The organism is Malacoplasma penetrans HF-2, assembly GCF_000011225.1.
Lineage (GTDB): Bacteria > Bacillota_I > Bacilli_A > Mycoplasmatales > Mycoplasmoidaceae > Malacoplasma > Malacoplasma penetrans.
The window spans coordinates 424,554-443,903 of sequence record NC_004432.1 but is presented as its reverse complement, the minus strand read 5'-3'; the positions used below and the strand labels follow the sequence as shown (position 1 = coordinate 443,903).

At 24.8% G+C, this 19,350-nt stretch carries 19 protein-coding genes; 1 reads left to right on the top strand and 18 read right to left on the bottom strand.

From position 1 onward, the window contains the following. Positions 1-213 precede the first annotated feature (213 nt). From dnaG to MYPE_RS01700, 13 genes are all read right to left on the bottom strand, one after another. A complete protein-coding gene (dnaG, locus tag MYPE_RS05380; RefSeq protein WP_011077169.1) occupies positions 214-2,280 on the bottom strand; it encodes a DNA primase in 2,067 nt (688 codons plus the stop codon). Continuing rightward, a complete protein-coding gene (locus MYPE_RS01755) occupies positions 2,270-3,658 on the bottom strand; it encodes a glycine--tRNA ligase (RefSeq protein ID WP_011077168.1) in 1,389 nt (462 codons plus the stop codon). Before MYPE_RS01755 ends, dnaG begins: the two co-directional genes overlap by 11 nt. 25 nt (positions 3,659-3,683) lie before the next feature. Next, positions 3,684-4,388, bottom strand: a complete 705-nt coding sequence (gene recO / locus MYPE_RS01750) for a DNA repair protein RecO (RefSeq protein ID WP_011077167.1) — start codon at positions 4,386-4,388, stop codon at positions 3,684-3,686. Continuing rightward, positions 4,388-5,284: a GTPase Era gene (era, locus tag MYPE_RS01745; RefSeq protein WP_044891236.1), complete on the bottom strand. Its 897-nt coding sequence runs from the start codon at positions 5,282-5,284 to the stop codon at positions 4,388-4,390. Before era ends, recO begins: the two co-directional genes overlap by 1 nt. Before the next feature lie 4 nt (positions 5,285-5,288). Further along, positions 5,289-5,681: a diacylglycerol kinase gene (locus tag MYPE_RS01740; protein ID WP_011077165.1), complete on the bottom strand. Its 393-nt coding sequence runs from the start codon at positions 5,679-5,681 to the stop codon at positions 5,289-5,291. Next, positions 5,674-6,126, bottom strand: a complete 453-nt coding sequence (gene ybeY, locus MYPE_RS01735) for an rRNA maturation RNase YbeY (RefSeq protein WP_011077164.1) — start codon at positions 6,124-6,126, stop codon at positions 5,674-5,676. The genes MYPE_RS01740 and ybeY overlap by 8 nt, the downstream gene beginning before the upstream one ends. Before the next feature lie 174 nt (positions 6,127-6,300). Continuing rightward, positions 6,301-6,702 (bottom strand): dihydroxyacetone kinase phosphoryl donor subunit DhaM, encoded by a 402-nt coding sequence (dhaM, locus tag MYPE_RS01730; RefSeq protein WP_011077163.1) that lies wholly within the window; start codon positions 6,700-6,702, stop codon positions 6,301-6,303. Between the two features lie 3 nt (positions 6,703-6,705). Next, positions 6,706-7,329, bottom strand: a complete 624-nt coding sequence (gene dhaL, locus MYPE_RS01725) for a dihydroxyacetone kinase subunit DhaL (RefSeq protein ID WP_011077162.1) — start codon at positions 7,327-7,329, stop codon at positions 6,706-6,708. An 8-nt stretch (positions 7,330-7,337) separates the two neighbouring features. Beyond that, positions 7,338-8,333: a dihydroxyacetone kinase subunit DhaK gene (gene dhaK / locus MYPE_RS01720; protein WP_011077161.1), complete on the bottom strand. Its 996-nt coding sequence runs from the start codon at positions 8,331-8,333 to the stop codon at positions 7,338-7,340. 224 nt (positions 8,334-8,557) lie between these two features. Next, positions 8,558-10,741, bottom strand: coding sequence for a ribonuclease R (gene rnr, locus MYPE_RS01715; RefSeq protein ID WP_011077160.1), 2,184 nt, complete (start codon positions 10,739-10,741; stop codon positions 8,558-8,560). 9 nt (positions 10,742-10,750) lie between these two features. Further along, positions 10,751-10,981 (bottom strand): preprotein translocase subunit SecG, encoded by a 231-nt coding sequence (secG, locus tag MYPE_RS01710; protein WP_011077159.1) that lies wholly within the window; start codon positions 10,979-10,981, stop codon positions 10,751-10,753. Between the two features lie 127 nt (positions 10,982-11,108). Then, on the bottom strand, positions 11,109-12,005 hold the full coding sequence (locus MYPE_RS01705; RefSeq protein ID WP_044891235.1) for a hypothetical protein: 897 nt from the start codon (positions 12,003-12,005) through the stop codon (positions 11,109-11,111). A 44-nt stretch (positions 12,006-12,049) separates the two neighbouring features. Further along, positions 12,050-12,622, bottom strand: a complete 573-nt coding sequence (locus tag MYPE_RS01700) for a hypothetical protein (RefSeq protein WP_011077157.1) — start codon at positions 12,620-12,622, stop codon at positions 12,050-12,052. A 131-nt stretch (positions 12,623-12,753) separates the two neighbouring features. Between MYPE_RS01700 and mscL the strand changes: the two genes are divergently transcribed. Further along, complete coding sequence (gene mscL, locus MYPE_RS05375; protein ID WP_011077156.1) at positions 12,754-13,401, top strand: large conductance mechanosensitive channel protein MscL; 648 nt, start codon at positions 12,754-12,756, stop codon at positions 13,399-13,401. A gap of 96 nt (positions 13,402-13,497) precedes the next feature. Here mscL and MYPE_RS01690 read toward each other — a convergent pair whose 3' ends face one another. The 5 genes from MYPE_RS01690 to rsmH all read right to left on the bottom strand — a co-directional run bounded on the left by MYPE_RS01690 (position 13,498) and on the right by rsmH (position 19,161). Then, positions 13,498-13,839: a thioredoxin family protein gene (locus MYPE_RS01690; protein WP_011077155.1), complete on the bottom strand. Its 342-nt coding sequence runs from the start codon at positions 13,837-13,839 to the stop codon at positions 13,498-13,500. 23 nt (positions 13,840-13,862) lie between these two features. Continuing rightward, a complete protein-coding gene (locus tag MYPE_RS01685) occupies positions 13,863-16,418 on the bottom strand; it encodes a cation-translocating P-type ATPase (RefSeq protein WP_052270422.1) in 2,556 nt (851 codons plus the stop codon). Next, on the bottom strand, positions 16,373-16,897 hold the full coding sequence (locus MYPE_RS05560) for a cation-transporting P-type ATPase (protein WP_011077153.1): 525 nt from the start codon (positions 16,895-16,897) through the stop codon (positions 16,373-16,375). Before MYPE_RS05560 ends, MYPE_RS01685 begins: the two co-directional genes overlap by 46 nt. A gap of 165 nt (positions 16,898-17,062) precedes the next feature. Then, positions 17,063-18,223: a hypothetical protein gene (locus tag MYPE_RS01680; RefSeq protein ID WP_011077152.1), complete on the bottom strand. Its 1,161-nt coding sequence runs from the start codon at positions 18,221-18,223 to the stop codon at positions 17,063-17,065. Continuing rightward, entirely contained in the window at positions 18,223-19,161 is a 939-nt protein-coding gene (gene rsmH / locus MYPE_RS01675) for a 16S rRNA (cytosine(1402)-N(4))-methyltransferase RsmH (protein ID WP_011077151.1), read from the bottom strand. Before rsmH ends, MYPE_RS01680 begins: the two co-directional genes overlap by 1 nt. Positions 19,162-19,350 lie beyond the last annotated feature (189 nt).

The window sequence follows — 19,350 nt, the reverse complement described above, 5'->3', positions numbered from 1 at the left end:
TAACAATTTATCTAAATTAATTTAACAAAAAAATAAAAACCCTATTAGAAAATGAAATATGAAATTATTTCAAAATCCAATAGGTAATAGTAATTAGATTAAATAAACTTATTATAAAAACTACAAATGTTTAAACCGTAAATTGACCATTACCCAATATTAGTACATTACCAATAAGTTCATCTCCTAATACTGATTATCAAAGCTTTAAAACTAGTGCATTGATTTCTCTGTATTTATTGCTTCATTAAATAGTTTTTTTTCTTTTTCAATTAACTTAATTTCTTTTTCTTTCTCTTCAGCTTCTTTCAATTTCCCATTCATTTTCAATTCACGAACTTCTATTTTTTTATCTTCAATTATTTGTTTGAATTGATGGTTTCTTAATTCAGTTAAAAGAGTAATCCCTTCTGATAATATTTTTTCTTCAAAAGAAGGGTCTTTCTCCCTAATAGAAGAAGCATCCCTTTTTATATCAGGTAAGTTATTTATTTTTAAATATCTATTTAATTCACCATTAAAAAAATCTTTGTGAGTTCCATTCAATTTATCAGAATTAATAATTTGATTACAAATATCCTCAACATCATATGTTTTATTTTTAAGATTTTCTCTCAAAATTTCTATAACTATCCTATGCACTCTATATACAACTGCATCTTCATTTTTTGGATTAATAAAAACTAAATATCCTAAGTATTTGAAATACATTTCTGCTAACTCTTTTGAGAACAACATATTTAAAAACAAGGTTTTTTCTTGTTCTTTTAGTTTGGTTATTTCTCGTTCTTTTATTGGATTTTTAATTTCAACAAAAAGATTATTTTCTCTATTTGATCCCTTTCCAACTTCATTATCTATTGCACTATCTATAGCTTGTTTTAATTCATTAGAAAAGTGGATGAAGTTTTTGTTTTTATTATTTTGAAAATTTTTACCAGTACCTTTGATGGACTTCTTTGCTTTTTCATCAAGAAGTGATTGAAGTTCAGGGACATCAATTTCAAAAAAGTCACAAATCATTTTCTTATCTTCTGTAAAGAATTTTTGGTTATAAGCAAAGTCACTTATCATATCAACAATTGAAGATAATTCAATTTTTTTATCTTTATAAGATAAATTCATTTGTTTAAGTTTTTCAATTTGATATTCAACAAATCCTATTTGGTCATTAATAATTTTCAAACATTCTTCTTTTGGTAATTGTCTTGAAAGTTCATCAACATCTTTAAATTTTTTACTATATGGTCTTACCAAAAAAATATCAAAATTATTTTTAGTTAACTTTTCATAAAGTGATATTGTTGCTTCATTACCAGCATTATCATTATCCAAACATAAAATAATTCTTTTAATGTTTTTATATTTCTTAATAATATTAATTTGATTAATTGTAAATGCTGTCCCCATAGATGCAATTACATTTTCAATTCCTAATCTTCTAAAAGCAAAAACATCCATGTAACCTTCAACTATAAATATTTCTTCATATTTTGTTTTATCAAAAGCAAACAGGTTAAATAATATATTTTCTTTTTGGAATACAGTAGTAGTTTTAGTATTTATATACTTAATTTTTTCATTTGGACTAATTGTTCTCCCTGAAAAACCTGCAATATTACCAAATTCATTTTTAATTGGAATTATTAATCTATCATGAAAAAAATCTATGAATTCATTCTTATCTGTTAAAGAAACTAATCCAGCATTTAGAAGTTGATAGTTATCAATATTATGATTACTTTTTGTTGATTCAAATAAATTCAACAAATAATCTCTTGGAAGTTTTGGAGCAAAACCAATTTCATAAAACTTAATTAGTTCATCATCAATATGTCTGTCTTTTAAATATTGCAAACACTTAATATTTTCTTTTGCATATAAAGTATTGTTATAGTAAAAACTTGCTTTTTTGTTAGCATTATAAATTTTTTGATCTTCTTCATTAACTTTAGAAGTTGAATTTATATATCTATCTAAATTAGGATCAGTAATATTAAATATGGTTTTAAATTCTTTAATTGCTTCAGTATAAGTAATTTTCTTATACAACATAATAAATCTTAAAGAATCACCACCAGTATTACATGTAAAACATTTGAAAACATTTTTAGATGGAGATACTGAAAGTGAAGGATTTCTATCAGCATGAAAAGGGCAAATAGCTTTATAGTCATTACCCTTTTTTGAAAGTTGTAAATAATGTTGCACTACATCAACAATACTATAACTTTTGACTAAATCAGATATTCAATTATTATTAGTAGTATTATTTTGCATTTTTGAATAGTTCTTGTACTTTTGATAAATCTATATCTTTAATTTTAATTCTAATTTGTTTCATGCTGTCTCTATCCCTAATTGTTACACACTCATCTTCTAAAGTATCGAAATCTACTGTTATACAATATGGAGTACCAATTGCATCTTGTCTTCTATATCTTTTACCAATTGAACCAGAAGAATCATATGTACAAATATTTGAAAGAATCAAATTATTAAATATTTCTTCAGCCTTATCATTCAATTTATTAGATAGTGGAAGAACAGCAAATTTATAAGGAGCTAATTCTGGAATAAGTTTTAAAACAACTCTATTATTTTCTTCATCTATTTTTTCTTCATCATAAGCATCAATTAGTATTGCATATAATAGTCTTTCTACACCAACAGATGGTTCAATAACTGAAGGAACAAATTTTTCTTTAGTTTCTTCATTTAGATATTCTAGACTTTTTTTAGATAAATTTTGATGAGCTGTTAAATCAAATTCCCCACGATCTGCTAGCCCTCATAATTCACTATAACCATGTGGAAAGTTATATAAAAAATCTACAGTTCTACTAGAGTAGTGAGCTAATTCTTCTTTAGGGTAATCAATAATTTTTATATTGTTTTCATGAATTTTTAAAGTTTTAAATAAGAATGTTTTAATACTTTCTAAGAAGTTATCAAAAACCTTAGGACTATCTTTTTTATCACAAAAATATTCAATTTCCATTTGTTCAAATTCTCTAGTTCTAAAAATAAAATTACCTGGTGTAATTTCATTTCTAAAAGCTTTACCAATTTGGCCAACACCAAATGGTAATTTTTGTCTTTGGGTTCTTTGAATGTTTTTAAAATTAATAAAAATACCTTGAGCTGTTTCAGGTCTTAAATAAACTAAATCTTTTTTATCATCAACAACACCAATTGAAGTGTCAAACATTAAATTAAATTTTCTAATTTCAGTTCAATTAGATTTCTTACAATTAGGACATTTTATTTTATTGTCTGAAATGATTTTTATCAAAGTATCAGAATCTGTTTGTTCATTAATTTCTTCTTTAGTATTTTCTAATATCAATTTATCAGCTCTAAAACGTGACTTACATTCTTTACAATCAATTAAAGGATCAGAAAAGTTATCAATATGACCTGAAGCCTTTCAAACTAAAGGGTTCAAAATAATATTAGTGTCAATTAAATGCATTTCTTTTTTAGAGTAAATAAAGTGTTTTAATCATAAGTTTTTTAAATTATTTTTAATTAAAGAACCTAAAGGTCCAAAATCTCAAGCATTTGCTAAACCATTGTAAATCTCAGAATTTTGATAAACAAATCCATAATTCTTAAAATGATTAACTATTGTTTCTTGATCAATTTTTTTACTCATATTTGTCTCCTATCATATACACTATTTAATTAAATAAATAATTGTACAAATTAAACCCTGAATGATAATTAATATAATCTGTTAGTATTCTTAGTGAAATTTTTTGATAAATTTGTTCATACTTAATAGCAGAATTAAATTTATTTTTATTCACTAAATATAACAATTCTATTGCTGATGCAGAAATTTTGTAATCTGATTGATAATGATCTTTACAAACAAATCCAAAATCATCATTTGAAAAAGAGTATATATTTTTACTATTGCAATGACTACATCCATTTAAGTTTAATTTAATACCTAAATATTTTGACATTTTAATTAATATATTAATAATCAAAATATTGTCAAATTCCTTTCCAAATTCTTTCAAAATTCTTCCTAAATTCTTTACCTCTTCAAAAACTGAAATTCCTTTGATTTTATTTTTATAGATAATTGCATTTAATAGTAACAAAGGAGTCCTAGTACTTATATCAATATTGTTTTCCAGTAATACCACTTTTTTAAGTTTACCAAGTTTATTTTCAATGTCCCTAGAAGCAAAAAACATAAACTCAGATAAGCATCCATAAAATAAGTTCCTAGCATTCTTTGATAATATTTTTTTTGTACCCAAAGCAATAACAGAAAAAATATTACCATGTTCATTAATAAATGCTAATACTTCATCAAATAATTGAAAATCTTGTCTATGAATTAAAAAACCATTTGTTTTTATTTCAGACATTATTTTTTATACCCTAACTCTTTAATTTGAGTTTCATTATTTCTTCAATCTTTTTTCACTTTAACATATGAATTAGTAAAGATCTTACAATCATAAATATCTGATAATCTTTCTCTTAATGAGATATTTATTTTTTTAATCATTGAACCACCTTTACCAATAATAATTGGTTTTTGAGATTCTTTTTCAACAATGATTGAATAAACTATTGTTAATAAATTCTTATCTTGTTCATATTTCATTTCATCTATCAAAATAGCTACACCATAAGGAATTTCTTGTCTAAAAGAATTAATAATAATTTCTCTTATCAATTCAGAAACAAAAAACTTATCTGAAACTTCCTTTTTAAGTAATTCCAAATCCTTTTTTTCACCCTCATATTCTTTAATATGTTCTTTTATTGTGTTTAGTAAAACACTTACATCTTCTTTACTTTTAGAATTTATTTCTAAAACATTTGTAAAATCAAACATTTTAGAAATAGATTGTTTTGCATTTTTAATTTCTTCTTCTGATTTTAAATCTCTTTTATTTAGTACTAAAACTACATTGTTACAATTAAAATCTTTTAATACTTTTAAACACTCTTCATCTTCAGAATCAAAGTCTCTTGATAAATCAAATAAAAATAAAACCAAATCGCTCTTCTTTAAAGACGCTTTAACTTGTGAATTTAAAAATAAATCTAATTTATTTTTAGGATTATGTAATCCTGGTGTGTCAATAAAATTAATAACACAATCTTCTATTGAGTCATATGATATTTCAATCATATTTCTAGTAGTTTGTGGTTTATTAGAAGAAATCACAACTTCTCTTTCAAAAATATTATTTAATAGTGTTGATTTGCCTACATTTGGTTTTCCAACAATTGATACAATTCCATATTTCATATATTTACCTATTATTAAAAATGTCTATAAATTTTGGAATAAAGATTAATAGTCCTACAATGATTGCCATTAAAGAAAAAACTAAAGCAGTAGCAGCTGCAGTATCTTTGATTTTACTGGCATCAACATTATATTTAAAAGATATGGTGTCAACCAAGTTTTCAATAGCAGTATTGATTAGTTCCATTCCAATAACTAATGAAATTACCATAGTTAGAATAATCCAATCTATGGTTTGCATTCTGTCATTAATAACAGCAGCAATAATTAAAACAACTACAGAAAATATTAAATCTACCATTAAAGATTTTTCTTCTCTTACTGCAACAAATAGACCTCTAAAGGCATATTTAAATTTCCTTGCAAAAGATATAAACTTATTATTTGTTCTAATCATTAACGCTACCTAATCCACATAATTTTAATACTTGATATTGCTTTCCAAACATAATTTTGGCTTCATCTTCTTCTTCGTGATCATATCCAAGTAAATGATAAATTCCATGAGAAACTAAAAAGCCTAGTTCCCTTTCAAAAGAATGTTTGAATTCTTCAGCTTGAGAAACAACTTTTTCATAACTTAAATAGATCTCGCCAAGTAAAGCCGTTTTTAATAATCCTTCTTCCCAAAAAGAAAAAGATATAACATCAGTTGGGTAGTCTTTATTTCTATATTGTTTGTTTATTTTTTGACTTTCATTATTATCTATTATGTGTAATTCAAAAATTATTTTATTTTTTAGTTTTTCTTCTATAAAAATAAATTTTGAAACTTTTTTAATTAAACTAATATCTTTTTTACTTAAGAATTTTTTCTCATCAAAAATTTGAACATCAAACATATTTTCCAACTAATTTTTCTATCTATATTTAATGATAAATTATTTTAGTTAAATTCTTTTAAATTGATTTGATTATTAATATTAAAAAATACATTCTTTATCTTTTAAAGTAAAGAATGTATTAATTATTATTTATATAAACTTTATGCTTATTAGTTAACAAACAATAAATTTTTATTTAGTTTTATCAAATGTTTTTAGTTGTTTTAATTCGTCAATTATCTGATTAAAATTACCATCAAAGTTCAAAGTACTTGCAACTAAAGTACCTTCAACTATTGGGGCATCTGCAATTATGATTTTACTTTTATCAATTGATTCATCTTCAATTAAATCAATTGCTAACTGAGAATTTAAAATGGATGATCCTAAATCACAAAATACAAAAACACCTTCATTACCTTTAATGTTGTTTTCAATAGCTTCTTTTATTTTGATTGGATCAGAACCAAATGTATTTTTATCTAGTCCACTGCAATTAATTATTTCAAAATTATTTTTCTTCATTTCATTACATAGTTTAATAATTTCTTGTCCTAATAAAAAACTATGTGAAACTACAATAATACCAACCATATATTACTCACCACTTAAAGATTTATAAATTGTGTTAATAATTAAATAACTTGAAACTGAACCTGGATCTAAAGACCCTAAACTTCTATCTTTTAAATATGATGCTCTACCTCTTGTTGCAATAATATTTTGAGTAGATTCTTTTCCTTCAAAAGCTTTTGCATCCATTTCTTTAAAACATTCTACTATATCTTTATTTTCTTCGACTGCTTTTTTGAATGCTTGTTGTGCTGGAACTAAAGTATCCAACATTGTTTTTTCACCAACTTGAGAATTTCCTCTAGTTTTTATTGCTTCTATCATTTGGTTAAAAATTTCAGCAATTTGGTTGCCATCAACTATATTATCAATTTGTTTTAAAAATGAACTTGCTTTTAAAAAAGCAGATCCATATAAAGCACCACTTGCACCACCAACATTAGAAATTAATACCATTGCAATTTTATTAAGTATCTCATTTGGTTTTAAACTTTTAAAAGTTTCTATTTGTTCTTTAATTTTGCTAAAACCTCTAGCTAAATTAATACCATGGTCACCATCACCGATTTCTCTATCTAAATCAGTTAAATAATCTTTGTTTTCAATAATAACATCACAAACATTATTAATAATTCCTATAATATCCATAATTCTTTTTAACCCTTTTTAAATGCAATTGTATCAGCTTTATAATCTAATAATTCTTTAAGTTCTTTATCTAATTTTACTAAAGTTATAGAAAAGCCTGCCATATCAAGAGAAGTCATATAGTTACCTACATTTGTATCATATACTTTTACATTTTTATTTTTTAAAACAGATTGGACACGGTTACCAATAATGAATAATTCCATTAATGTTGTAGAACCTAATCCATTTACTAAAACAGCAACATCTTCTTTTTCTTTATTGTCAAGCTCTGATAATAATTTATCTAAAATGAAATCAACATATTCATTAACTGATTTAATCTTTTCTTTATGAGTTCCAGGTTCACCATGAATTCCAACACCAATTTCAATTTCATCTTCTTTTAATTGAAAGCTATGTTTACCACTTGTTGGCACATAACAAGAATATAAAGACATTCCTAAAGTTTTAATTCTTTTAACAAGTCTATTACCCAAAGTTTCTAAATCATTTAATGAATATCCTTTTTCAGCAGCTGCTCCTAAAATTTTATGAACAAAAATTGTACCAGCAATCCCTCTTCTTCCAATTGAATAAGTACTATTTTCAACTGCTATATCATCATCTACAACTACTTTTTTAACTTCAATATTTTCATTTGATGCCATTTCACTTGCCATATCAAAATTCATTACATCACCACTATAATTTTTAATAATTAACAAGACACCTTTATTAGCATCAGTTGCTTTAATAGCTTCATATACTTTATCTGCACTTGGTGATGTAAATACTTCTCCACAAACTGCTGCATCTAGCATTCCATAACCTACATATCCTGCATGAGCAGGTTCATGACCACTTCCTCCACCACTTATCAAAGCAACTTTATTTACTTTTTTATTTGCTCTCACAATTACAGGTAAATCATTTAGTTTTTTAACATATGAAGGATATGAAGATACAATTCCATCAACCATTTCACTAACTATATCATTTGGATTATTTATTAATTTTTTCATTATTTCTCCTTAAAATTAATTTTTATATTAATTACTTAAATTATATTGCTGCTCATATCCTTAGAATTAAATAAAAAATTTTATAATTAACCTAAGATTTTTGAAATAAATTTTCAGATTTATCAATGAAAAAATTAATCAATTCAAATGAAATAGTTTTTTGCTTAACTGAATTAATAAAAAAATATTCTTTATCAAATTTAGATAAAGAATATTTTTTAAAATTAGTTTAGATAACCAATAATTTCAAAATCAATTTTCTTTGTTTCTTTATTAGCATCAACAACTCTTATTTTTACCTTTTGTCCCAAAGAGATTACTCTATTTTTATTTCTACCAACATATGTTAAATCTTTTTGATTAAACACATAATAATCATCTTTTATAAACATAGGTTTAACTAAACCTTCAATAGTGTTTTCTAATTGAACAAATACACCGAAGTTTGTAATATAACTTACAAACCCATTGTATTCACATCCAATTTTTTCTTTCATATATTCTGCAAACTTCATAGCATTAACATCACGTTCAGTTTCAACAGCTAATACTTCACATGAATTTGCCTTTAAACAAAAATCATCTAAATTACACAAGATATAATCTTTTTCTTGCTCTGAATAATTTTCAGGTTCATAAACAAACATTCTTAATAAGTAATGAACAATCACATCAGCTAATCTTCTAATTGGAGAAGTAAAGTGTGTGTAATTACTAATTGATAAACCAAAGTGACCTAAATTTGCTGTTTGATATTTAGCTTTAGCCATTGTTCTTAATAAGATCATATTAATTAAATCTTTATTAGGATTATTTTTATTTTTTTCTAATCACTTACTAACAGTATTTGGTTTTCAACTAGTTAAATTTCTATCATAGATAAAACCAATTTTGTCTGCTTCAATTTTGAAATCATTAATTCTTTTTTCTTCTGGTTTTGCATGGACTCTATAAACAAAAGGAAGGTTAGGGCATAATTGGTGAAACTTTAAAGTTACAGCTTCATTTGCAGCAACCATGAAGTTTTCAATCATTTTTTGAGCAGGTCCAGTTTCTCTTATTACAACATCTTTAATTTTTTCATTTTCATCTAAAATGATTTTTGCTTCTTTAATATCAAAGTTGATGTATCCATCTTTTTCTCTTTTTTTATTTAAGTAATCATCTAGTTCAAAAGAAGTATTTAACATTTCATAAATTTCATCTGGAACTTCTTCTATTTTCTTTTTCAACTTAATGTAATCATTTACATTGTCATATGCAAATTTATATTTTGAAAAAATAATAGCTGGATAAACTTGAATATTTGTAAATTCACCATTTTTATCTATATCCATTTCACATACTTGTGCATATCTTTTTTCAAACGGATTCAATGAACAAATATTGTTAGATAGCTTATGAGGAAGCATAGGAATAACTTGGTTAACCAAATAAATTGATGTCCCTCTTTTTAAAGCAGACCTCCATAAGTTACTATGTAGTTTTACATAGTAACTAACATCAGCAATTGCTACATATAATTTATAAGTTCCATCCTTATTTTTAACAACACAAACTGCATCATCCATATCTTTAGAAGTAGCTGGATCTATAGTTACAAAATTAATATGAGATAAGTCTTTTCTTTTTGCATCTTCTTCTTGTGAGAACCCAAAATCAATTTTGCTAGTTTCTTCTTTTGTTTCTTCATCAAACTCAGGATCAATGTTATTGTCATAAACTATTGAAATAATGTCATTACCAACATCATCAATATGACCTAAAATTTTTGAAACTGAACAATAGATTACACCATCACTAATTCTTGCAATCTTAAATAAAACTTTATTTCCATTAACTAAATCACTTGAGTCATCCAATTCAATTTTTAGATTAATTTTTTTATCATCAGGAACTATTAGTTCAATTCCTTTTTTAAATTTATTTCTAGTAGGCTTAAGATAATATGTTCCAGTAAAAAAATCCCTGTCTCTTTCAATTATTTTTGTAACAACAGCATCTTGAAGATCAGGATAAGTATTTTTATCCATTAAACAAATTTCTACTGTGTCATTATTTAAAGCAGAATTCAGATTCTTTTTATTAATATAAGCAAATGATTCTTTTTCATCTTTTATTTTGAAAAAGGCATCAGCTTTACCATTGATAATTATAGTACCTACAAAGGTTTGACCATCTAATATCTTCCCATTTGTATAACCTAAAATTAATTTTCCATTATTTAATTTTTCAATGAAAAAATTATCAGTTAAATAATCAATTGCAGAATAGACTGCACTTCTGTTTCCATAGTTTAGCTTTTTAAATAATATATTGATAGGAATAGGTTTTCCATTTTGATCTTTTAAAATATTTAAAATTTTTGACTCTAAAGGACTTAGTGTATTAATTTCTCTTTTATACATAATAAAAAATTAAGTAGTAAAGTGAATAACAAGTCCAATTACTATAAGTACTAATATTAGTACAAATAGAACAAACTGCATTATCTTTACAATACCTCTATCCTTTGTTTTTTTAAACAACTCTATATCATTACCAGACATTGGTGTAATACCACCAGTATTTCCATGTCCTGATAATAACACAGCAATTACAAATGAAACAATTGCTAATACATAAAAAATTATTTCTAAAGCTGACATGTTAACCTATTTACTTTTTAAAAACATAAAAATATTATAAATTAAAACTTTAATAAATACCAAAGTAATATACCTACATAGTAGAATTCAGAAAATTTAAAAAATTAATGTATAAATAGAATTTGTTCTATTTATACATTAATTCAATGCTTTTATCTTCTTTTATTTCATTTAAGTATGTTTCAAAAAATTTAGAACATTCTTTTTTACTTTCTGCTTCATCAGACAAATTGAAATAGAAATAAATATTTTTTGATTCAACTGAAAAGTTTATATAATCAACAATTAATTCATAATCATCACTTTTTAAAGATTTTTTAATATCAACAATTAAGTAATTTCTTCTTTCATTTATAAAAGATCTAATCCTCATAAATTGTTCTATAGATAATCCCATCTCTGGTGGTGAATTTATATCTGTTTCAATATCATCAACTTTTTTTGTTATTGTATTTAATTTTTGAGACATCACAAATAATGTTTCAGCTAGTTTATTTTCATTCTCAGAAAGTTTTAAAATTCTTTTATTTATCTCAGTAATAGATTTATAAGATTGTTTTTCATGAGATATCAAATCTTTAATCTTATTATTTAAATTTTCTTTTTCATTGTCATTTGAACTATTTGTTAAATTAAAAGAATTTTTCTCTAAAGGCATTCCTCTATTTTCTTTTGACTGGTAATTTCTTGTTTCACTTAAAAACTTTTCAATTCCTTCTATCTTTTTAAATAAAGCATTAAAGGCTATTTCTGTTTTTTTAATTCATTCATTAAGTTTTTCATTTATATCAAATTCACCCTGACAAAGTTTATAGATAACATCAGCATTAAATTCAATCAGTTCTTGAAAGCCTAAAGTCTCTTTTACACTTGATTTCAATTTACTAATTTCTTTTTTAAAGACTCCTGTAAAATTTGCAGCAAGCTGTTCTAAAGACCCTATTTTTTCTTTTAATTCATCTATTTCTTTTTCAAAGTTATTTTCTTTATTACTATTGTTATTATTTTTGTTTTTTCAATCCATAAATACCAACCTAAGTTATATGCACTTTACTAATATAAATAAATCTACTTGATAGATTTCTTTCAATTTTCTTTATCTTGTCTATTTTTTATAATTTCCCTTTTTCTTTCTGCTCTTCTTGCAAAATGTAAAATTCCAAAAGATCCTATAGACAATATCAAGAACATTAATCCAAATGTAAACCCTACAACTCTAGGAGTAAAATTATCAGTAGAATTTAATTCTGATATTGATACATCTATATATGTATTAAATGTATTTAAAGTGTCCTGACTATTTTGTAATAAATTATCACCAGAAGTTTTAAATGTTGTTAAAGTAGTGTTGTAAGAAGAAACATAAGAATCACGACCATTATTATTAAAATCAGTTATTAAACTTGATAAAGATAATCTAGAGTTTGGATTTTGTAAACCATTCTCATTACAATAAGAATCTAACTCTTCATATGCTTTATTAGCATATTCAACAGTTTTATTTACTTTACTATAATTCATATAATGAGAACCTTCAAACCCAGAAAGAATCACACCAGTTACTCCAAGTGTGGCCAAAGAGCTTATAGTAATTATTTTGCTATTTTTCTTAAAAAATGTTTTTAAAGATAATTTAGTCATTTTGTTTCATCCAAATTCAATATTAAAATTGATTGTATTTATTTTCTCTCTTTTTCATACTTTTTATTTAATTTTTTTAAAAATAAAAAAATAGGTCTTAATATTTTAATGTTATTTTAAGGAAATTAAGTATGAAAAAAGAATCAAAGAAAATGAAAATTAAAAACCCTTTAAAAGGTCAATCTTGAAAAGAATTTAAAAAATTAGTTTCATCAAGAGGTAATTTAATTGACCTTGCAGTTGCATTAATTATAGGTACAGCTTTTACAGCAATTGTTACAAGTTTAGTAAATGACATCATTATGCCCTTAATTGGAGCAGCAGCTGGTAAAAGTTTAAGTGAACTTGTTTGATATTTAGATATTAATAATCAACCACATTTTTTACCGAATGGTGATATCAATCCACAAGCCATAATTATTAAATATGGTAACTTCTTACAAGTAATTATTAACTTCTTTATTATTGCTTTAACTATGTTTAGTGTTGTAAAAGCATACTTATCAATTAGAAAATCATATAAAAATAAATTCTATGGTTTCACATATGAAGAATACTTTGCTTTTATTAAAGAAGGCAAGAAAAGAAAAGAAATTAAATTATTAGCAATTGAAAGAGATCTAAAACTTAAAGAAAAAGAAGAAAAAGAAAAAGCTGAGAAAGAAAAGAATTCAGTTGAAAGTATTTTAAAAGACATTAGAACTATAATGGAAGAAAATGCTAAATTGTTAAAAGAAAATAATGATATATCAAGAAAAACAACTAAAACATTAAGATAATCCAAAATAACCAAATCCTATTTTAAAAATAGGATTTTTTTATCCACACAAATAGAAATAAAAAAACCTAATTTTTAGTTAGGTTTTTATATTAAATTATTTGCATGATTTAATTAGTTTAGATAATTCTTTTTCATCTATTACATTAGCATGATCAGAAACTAGTTTTTTATTTTTATAAACTCTATAAGTTGGCACAACTTCAACTGCTCATTCAGTATTACCATCTTCTTCTCAAACATCTAAAGATTCATCACTAATATTTACAAAAATAGCATCCTTAAATTTTTGCTTATCTAAAATTTCTTTGGTTTTAGGAATGTTATCAACACAGTATGGACATCAATCAGCATAAAAAATTACTAATTGATTTTTAACACTGTTACTTAATTTTGAATTAAGTTCATCTAGTTCTATAAAATTTATATTTTTTATCATTACTTAAATTATTCCTTACTAAATTATTTTCTAGCAAAAATGTTTCTTTTAACTTTACGTTGAGGACGTCTAATCATTTCAAAATTAGAAATAGTTGCAACACTCATAACTTCTTTACTTACTAGCTTATATGTTAATTTATATAATTCCATAATAATTAATGGAACAATTGCCAAAAATAAAGAAATTAAAATAATGATTCAGCCTTTACTTACTAATTCTTTTGGCATTCCAAATACTAATGCAACATCTGGTACAAAACTAACAAAAATAATTACACTAATACTAACTATTACAGCAGAATAAACTATTCAACATTTTTTAATACTTGTTTTAAAAATAGATTCATTAGACATTAAACTCAATGCATGAATTGAAACACCAGCACCCAATGTAATAAATGCAGCTGCACTACCTGCATATAATGAATTTAAACTTAAAGCATCTAATGATTGTTTTAATTGATGTCCTACACCAAACCAATTACGTTCACAAAATTCTACACCAATTGTAAATGCTACTAATCCTAAGAAACCAAATAAAACCCCTTGTCATAATAGGTTTCATCCCATTCTTCTAGCAAAGATACTTTCATACTTACTATAAGGACGTCTGTTCATTAAATCATCTGTTGTCCCTTGTATCCCTAACGCAATGGCTGGGAACCCATCAGTAACTAAATTAATTAATAAAAGTTGAGAAGCACTAAAGATATGTAAATCATAATTTGCTCCACTACTTTCAAGTAAAACATTATTGTATGCAAATTTAAATACTATAATCCCAATGAACATAATGATGATTTCAGCTAGTGAAGATAGCAATACATTTTGAATAACTCTTTTAATAGTTTGGTAAACTTTTCTACCATTAGCAACTGAAGCTACAATTGTTTTAAAATTGTCATCCATCAAAATCATATCTGCCGCTTCTTTTGAAACATCAGTTCCAGTAATCCCCATGGCACAACCAATATCAGCTGCTTTTAAAGCAGGTGCATCATTTACACCATCACCAGTCATTGCAACTACTTGATCATTTTCTTGTCATGCTTTAACAATCTTCAATTTATCTTCAGGAGAAACTCTAGCATAAACACTATATTCAGCAACATGTTCAGCCAAATATTCATCTGACATTTCTCTTAATTCTGATCCAGATAAAGCTTTATCACCATTCCTAAAGATACCAACTTCTTTTGCAATTGCAATTGCAGTATCTACATGATCACCTGTAATCATTACTGGTTTAATTCCAGCAGATATACATTTAGAAATTGCATCTTTAGTTTCAGGACGTGGAGGATCATACATTGCAATCAATCCTTCAAACTTAAGATTGTATTCAATAATTTCCTCACTATATTTTGAGTTCTTTGCTAATTCTTTTGTAGCAACAGCAATTACTCTATAACCTTTTGAAGATCATTCTGAAATTTTAGGTTGGATGTTTTCTCATGTTGTATTTTTACATCTTGAAACTAATACATCAGGAGCACCTTTAATAATAGCAATTGGCTTACCTTCAACAATGTTAACTGAAGACATTAATTTTCTAGTTGAATCAAATGGATTACAATGTAATCTCATTCTTTCAACCAATAAGTCATCTTTATCAATCCCCTGCTGAATTCCATATTGGATTACAGAAAGTTCTGTAGGATCACCAATTTCTACAATTTTTCCATCATCTTTTTTTTCTAAGAAACTATTAGTACATAACAAATAGTTTTCTACTAAATTTTTGTAAGGAAGATTTAATTTATCATCTTTATCTAAAACTGGTTTCTTTTCATCTGGAATTCATAAATCTGTTACTGTCATTTTATTTAATGTCAGTGTTCCGGTTTTATCACTACAAATAACAGATGTACTTCCAAGCGTTTCAACAGAAGATACCCTTTTTATTAATCCATTATGTTCTTCTGCCATTTTCTTAATTCCTAAAGATAAGATGATTGTAGTAAATGCACCCAATCCTTCAGGGATAGCAGCAACTGCCAAAGAAATAGAAGTAGTTAAAGCTATATTTCAAGTTTCACTAATATCACCTATTCCTAAAATAAAAATTTGAATTAGAAAAACTAGTATAAATAATACCGCACCAGAGTAACCAAATATTTTACCAAGCTTGTGAAGTTTTAATTGAAGAGGAGTTAAGAACACTTTTTGAGTGTCAATTAAATTAGCAATACGACCTACTTGAGTTTTAGAACCTGTCCCAACTACCTTAGCAACACCTTGTCCATTGGTTACAATACAACCAGAAAATACCTTGTTTATTTGATCACCAAGTGGGGCAGAGTCTGACACCTTTGCATGAGCATTTTTCTTAATAGGTAAAGTTTCACCAGTTAAAGCTGCTTCAATACATTCCAAGCCATTTGCACTTAATAAAATAGCATCAGCACAAATCTTGTCACCAGCTTCGATTAACATCAAATCACCTGGAACAACATCTGTGGCATTAATTTTTTTAACTACTCCATCTCTTAAAACAGAAACTTGAGTTAATGTTAGTTTTTTTAATGAGCTTACAGCCTCTGGGATTTTAGTTCCTGAATACCACCCAAAATACAATACATCACTATAACTACTAAAATAATTAATGGTTCAACAAGGGAAATTACTAAATGAGAGCTACCAGCAAAATTTCAAGATTCTTTGATCCCGTTAACAATAGCAACTGCAATTGAACAAGTCATAGCAATAAACAATAAAAGAATCATTACATCTTTTAGTTGTTTAAAGAAGATGAAAAACTTACTTTGTTTCTTTTTTTCAACTAATTTATTTGGACCATATTTTGCTAAAAGAGCTTCAGCCTCTTGTGAAGTTAAACCAACTTCCTTTTTCTTTTGGTCTTTAGTAATTTCATCAGAAATTTCTAATACTTCAGCTTCTGGAATATAGTCATCAATTTTTTTATGTGAGAGATCATCTACTAAAATATCATCTTCAATAACATGAGAATCTTTAGTATTAAATTCTGTAATATCATTTACATTAATTTCATCTTTGTCATCTTCAATAATATTTATTTTTTTACTATTTTCCATTTCTGCTCCTTTCTATTAATAAGTTAAATATAAAAATAAATTTTATATGTTATTAAAATTATATACTTAGAGACTCTAATTTGTAATTTCTAATTTTATTAATTATGTATATTTTTTATGTATATTTTTAAATTTAATAATAAAAAAACAGACTTTCGTCTATTTTTAAATAAATTGGTCTAATCAATTAGATAAACTAACACTACTATTGCAATTTTTTGCATAATGCAAAATACTGGCAATTAATGAACAAAACTTAGATTCATGAATACTAAAAACATTTGGTTCAATTGAAAATATATCTGCTCTTTTTTCTAAATTGTCTCTAATGAAAGGGAATCAAGATTCTAATATATTCATTGAAGAATAAATATATATTTCATCAACACCTAAAAAATCTAATTTACTTTTTTTCAAATAGTAGTTTAGTAATGATATTAAATTTTTCATTCAAACAAAAATTAATTTTCTAATGTCTTCAATAGTAGTTTGAGAATAATCTAAATACTTTTCTTTAAAATGGTTAATCAAAGCAAGGTTACTATTAAATGAATAAATAGTTTTGTAAATCTTTAAAATCTCAATAGATTTAATTTCATCAATTGAAGCCATTCTTCCAATTTCTGCAGTTAAGTGTCTAATTCCAAAATCATAACTTGTTTGATTAACTAACACTTCATTTTCATATCTTTCAAAAGAACTTTTTAAATGACCAATATTAACCAGTACTTTTGATTTTCTTTCTTTGTTTATAAATAATTGATTCATTACTAAACTATCACAAGTAATTAGTTTTGGAGTTACTCCAAAGCATTCAATAAAAATTGATTGGTATTTTTCAATTACTGATTTTTTAGTTAAGTAGGTATTAATGTTTCATCCAAAGGTAGAAATATTTTCTGGTAAATTTGGTAAATAAGAAAAACTCTTTCCATTAATTTTTCAATTGATAACTTTTTTATCTAATTCAATTTTGTCAGATGGGGTATTTTGATGTCCAAAGTTTTCAATTAGTTCAATCAACATTTTCTTTGTTGCATTATTTGGAACCGGAACACTATCTTTACTAGAGTTAATAATATCTAAAGACTTTAAAGGAATATTTAAAATCAAGTTTGTGTTTTTTAGCATAATAGGCATTAATTGAAATTCTTTTTTAAGAGTTTCAATTAATAGCTCTTCATCCATTATTTCAGATTCTTGGAAACAGTTTTTAGTTAAAAAACTTTTTTTATAAATAGGAAACAATTGATTTTCAATAAATGTTCCAATTAGAATTTTTGTCTCATAATTTCCAAAGGATATAACTGTATAGTTTTCTCTCATTATTCATTAACCCTTTCTATAACTTTTAAAAATGAAGATCTTGTTCTATTATTTTCTTCTAATTCTGAACTAGATGCTCTCTTAGGTTTTATTTTAATTATTTTAAAATCAAAACTATTATTAATTGGCACTTCTTTTGGAATCTTACTTTCTAAAACATCTTTATAAGTATTTTTAATTTCTTTTTCCTCTAGTGAGTGAAAACTAATTGTAACTATTCTTCCGTTTTTTGAAAGCATATTTAAAGCATCAGATAATGCCTTTCTAATGCTATTTAGTTCATCATTTACTTCTATTCTAATTGCTTGGAAATAAGTTCTAGCAAAATGTTTCTTTTCTCTTTGGATTTTTATAGGAGTTCTTTTTCTAATAATATCTACTAATTCCAATGTTGTTTCAATTGGTTTATTTGATCTATATTTAATAATTTCATCAACTACTGGAACTGGATTTCTAATCTCCCCATATTTTCAAAATATTTGAATTAACTTTTCTTTTGAATAATTATTAATAACTTCATAAGCACTTAGTTCCTGGTTTTGATTCATTCTCATATCTAGTCTTGCATCAAGTTTAAAACTAAAACCTCTATTTGCATTATCAAGCATTGGACTAGAAACACCAAAATCAAATAAAAAACCATCAACTTTTGAAATATCAAATTTAGCTAAATTTTCTTTTAAGTTTTTAAAATTATCTTGAATAAAAAAACAATTTTTAAATTTTGAAAAATTATTGTCAAAATATTTTTTTGCATCTAGATCTAAATCAAAAACAAAAAGTTTACCTTTTGAACTTAATCTTTTCAAAATTTCAAAACTATGTCCACCTCTACCAAAAGTGCAATCTACATAAATTTTATCTTTCTGTATATTTAAAGAATCAACAGCATCTTCTAGTCTTACAGAAATATGTTTATTTGAATTAATGTTATTCATATGTATTAGTTTTAAAAAACATATTTATTATAAATAATAAAATACTAAATTATTTATATTAATTTTAATGAAGTCACCATAAATAACTAATAAAACTCTTGGAATTTTTAAATTAATTAATAGCAAAAATATTTATAAATAATTTCAAGTGATTAGACATTCAATTTTAAAAACTATAAACAAAAAAAT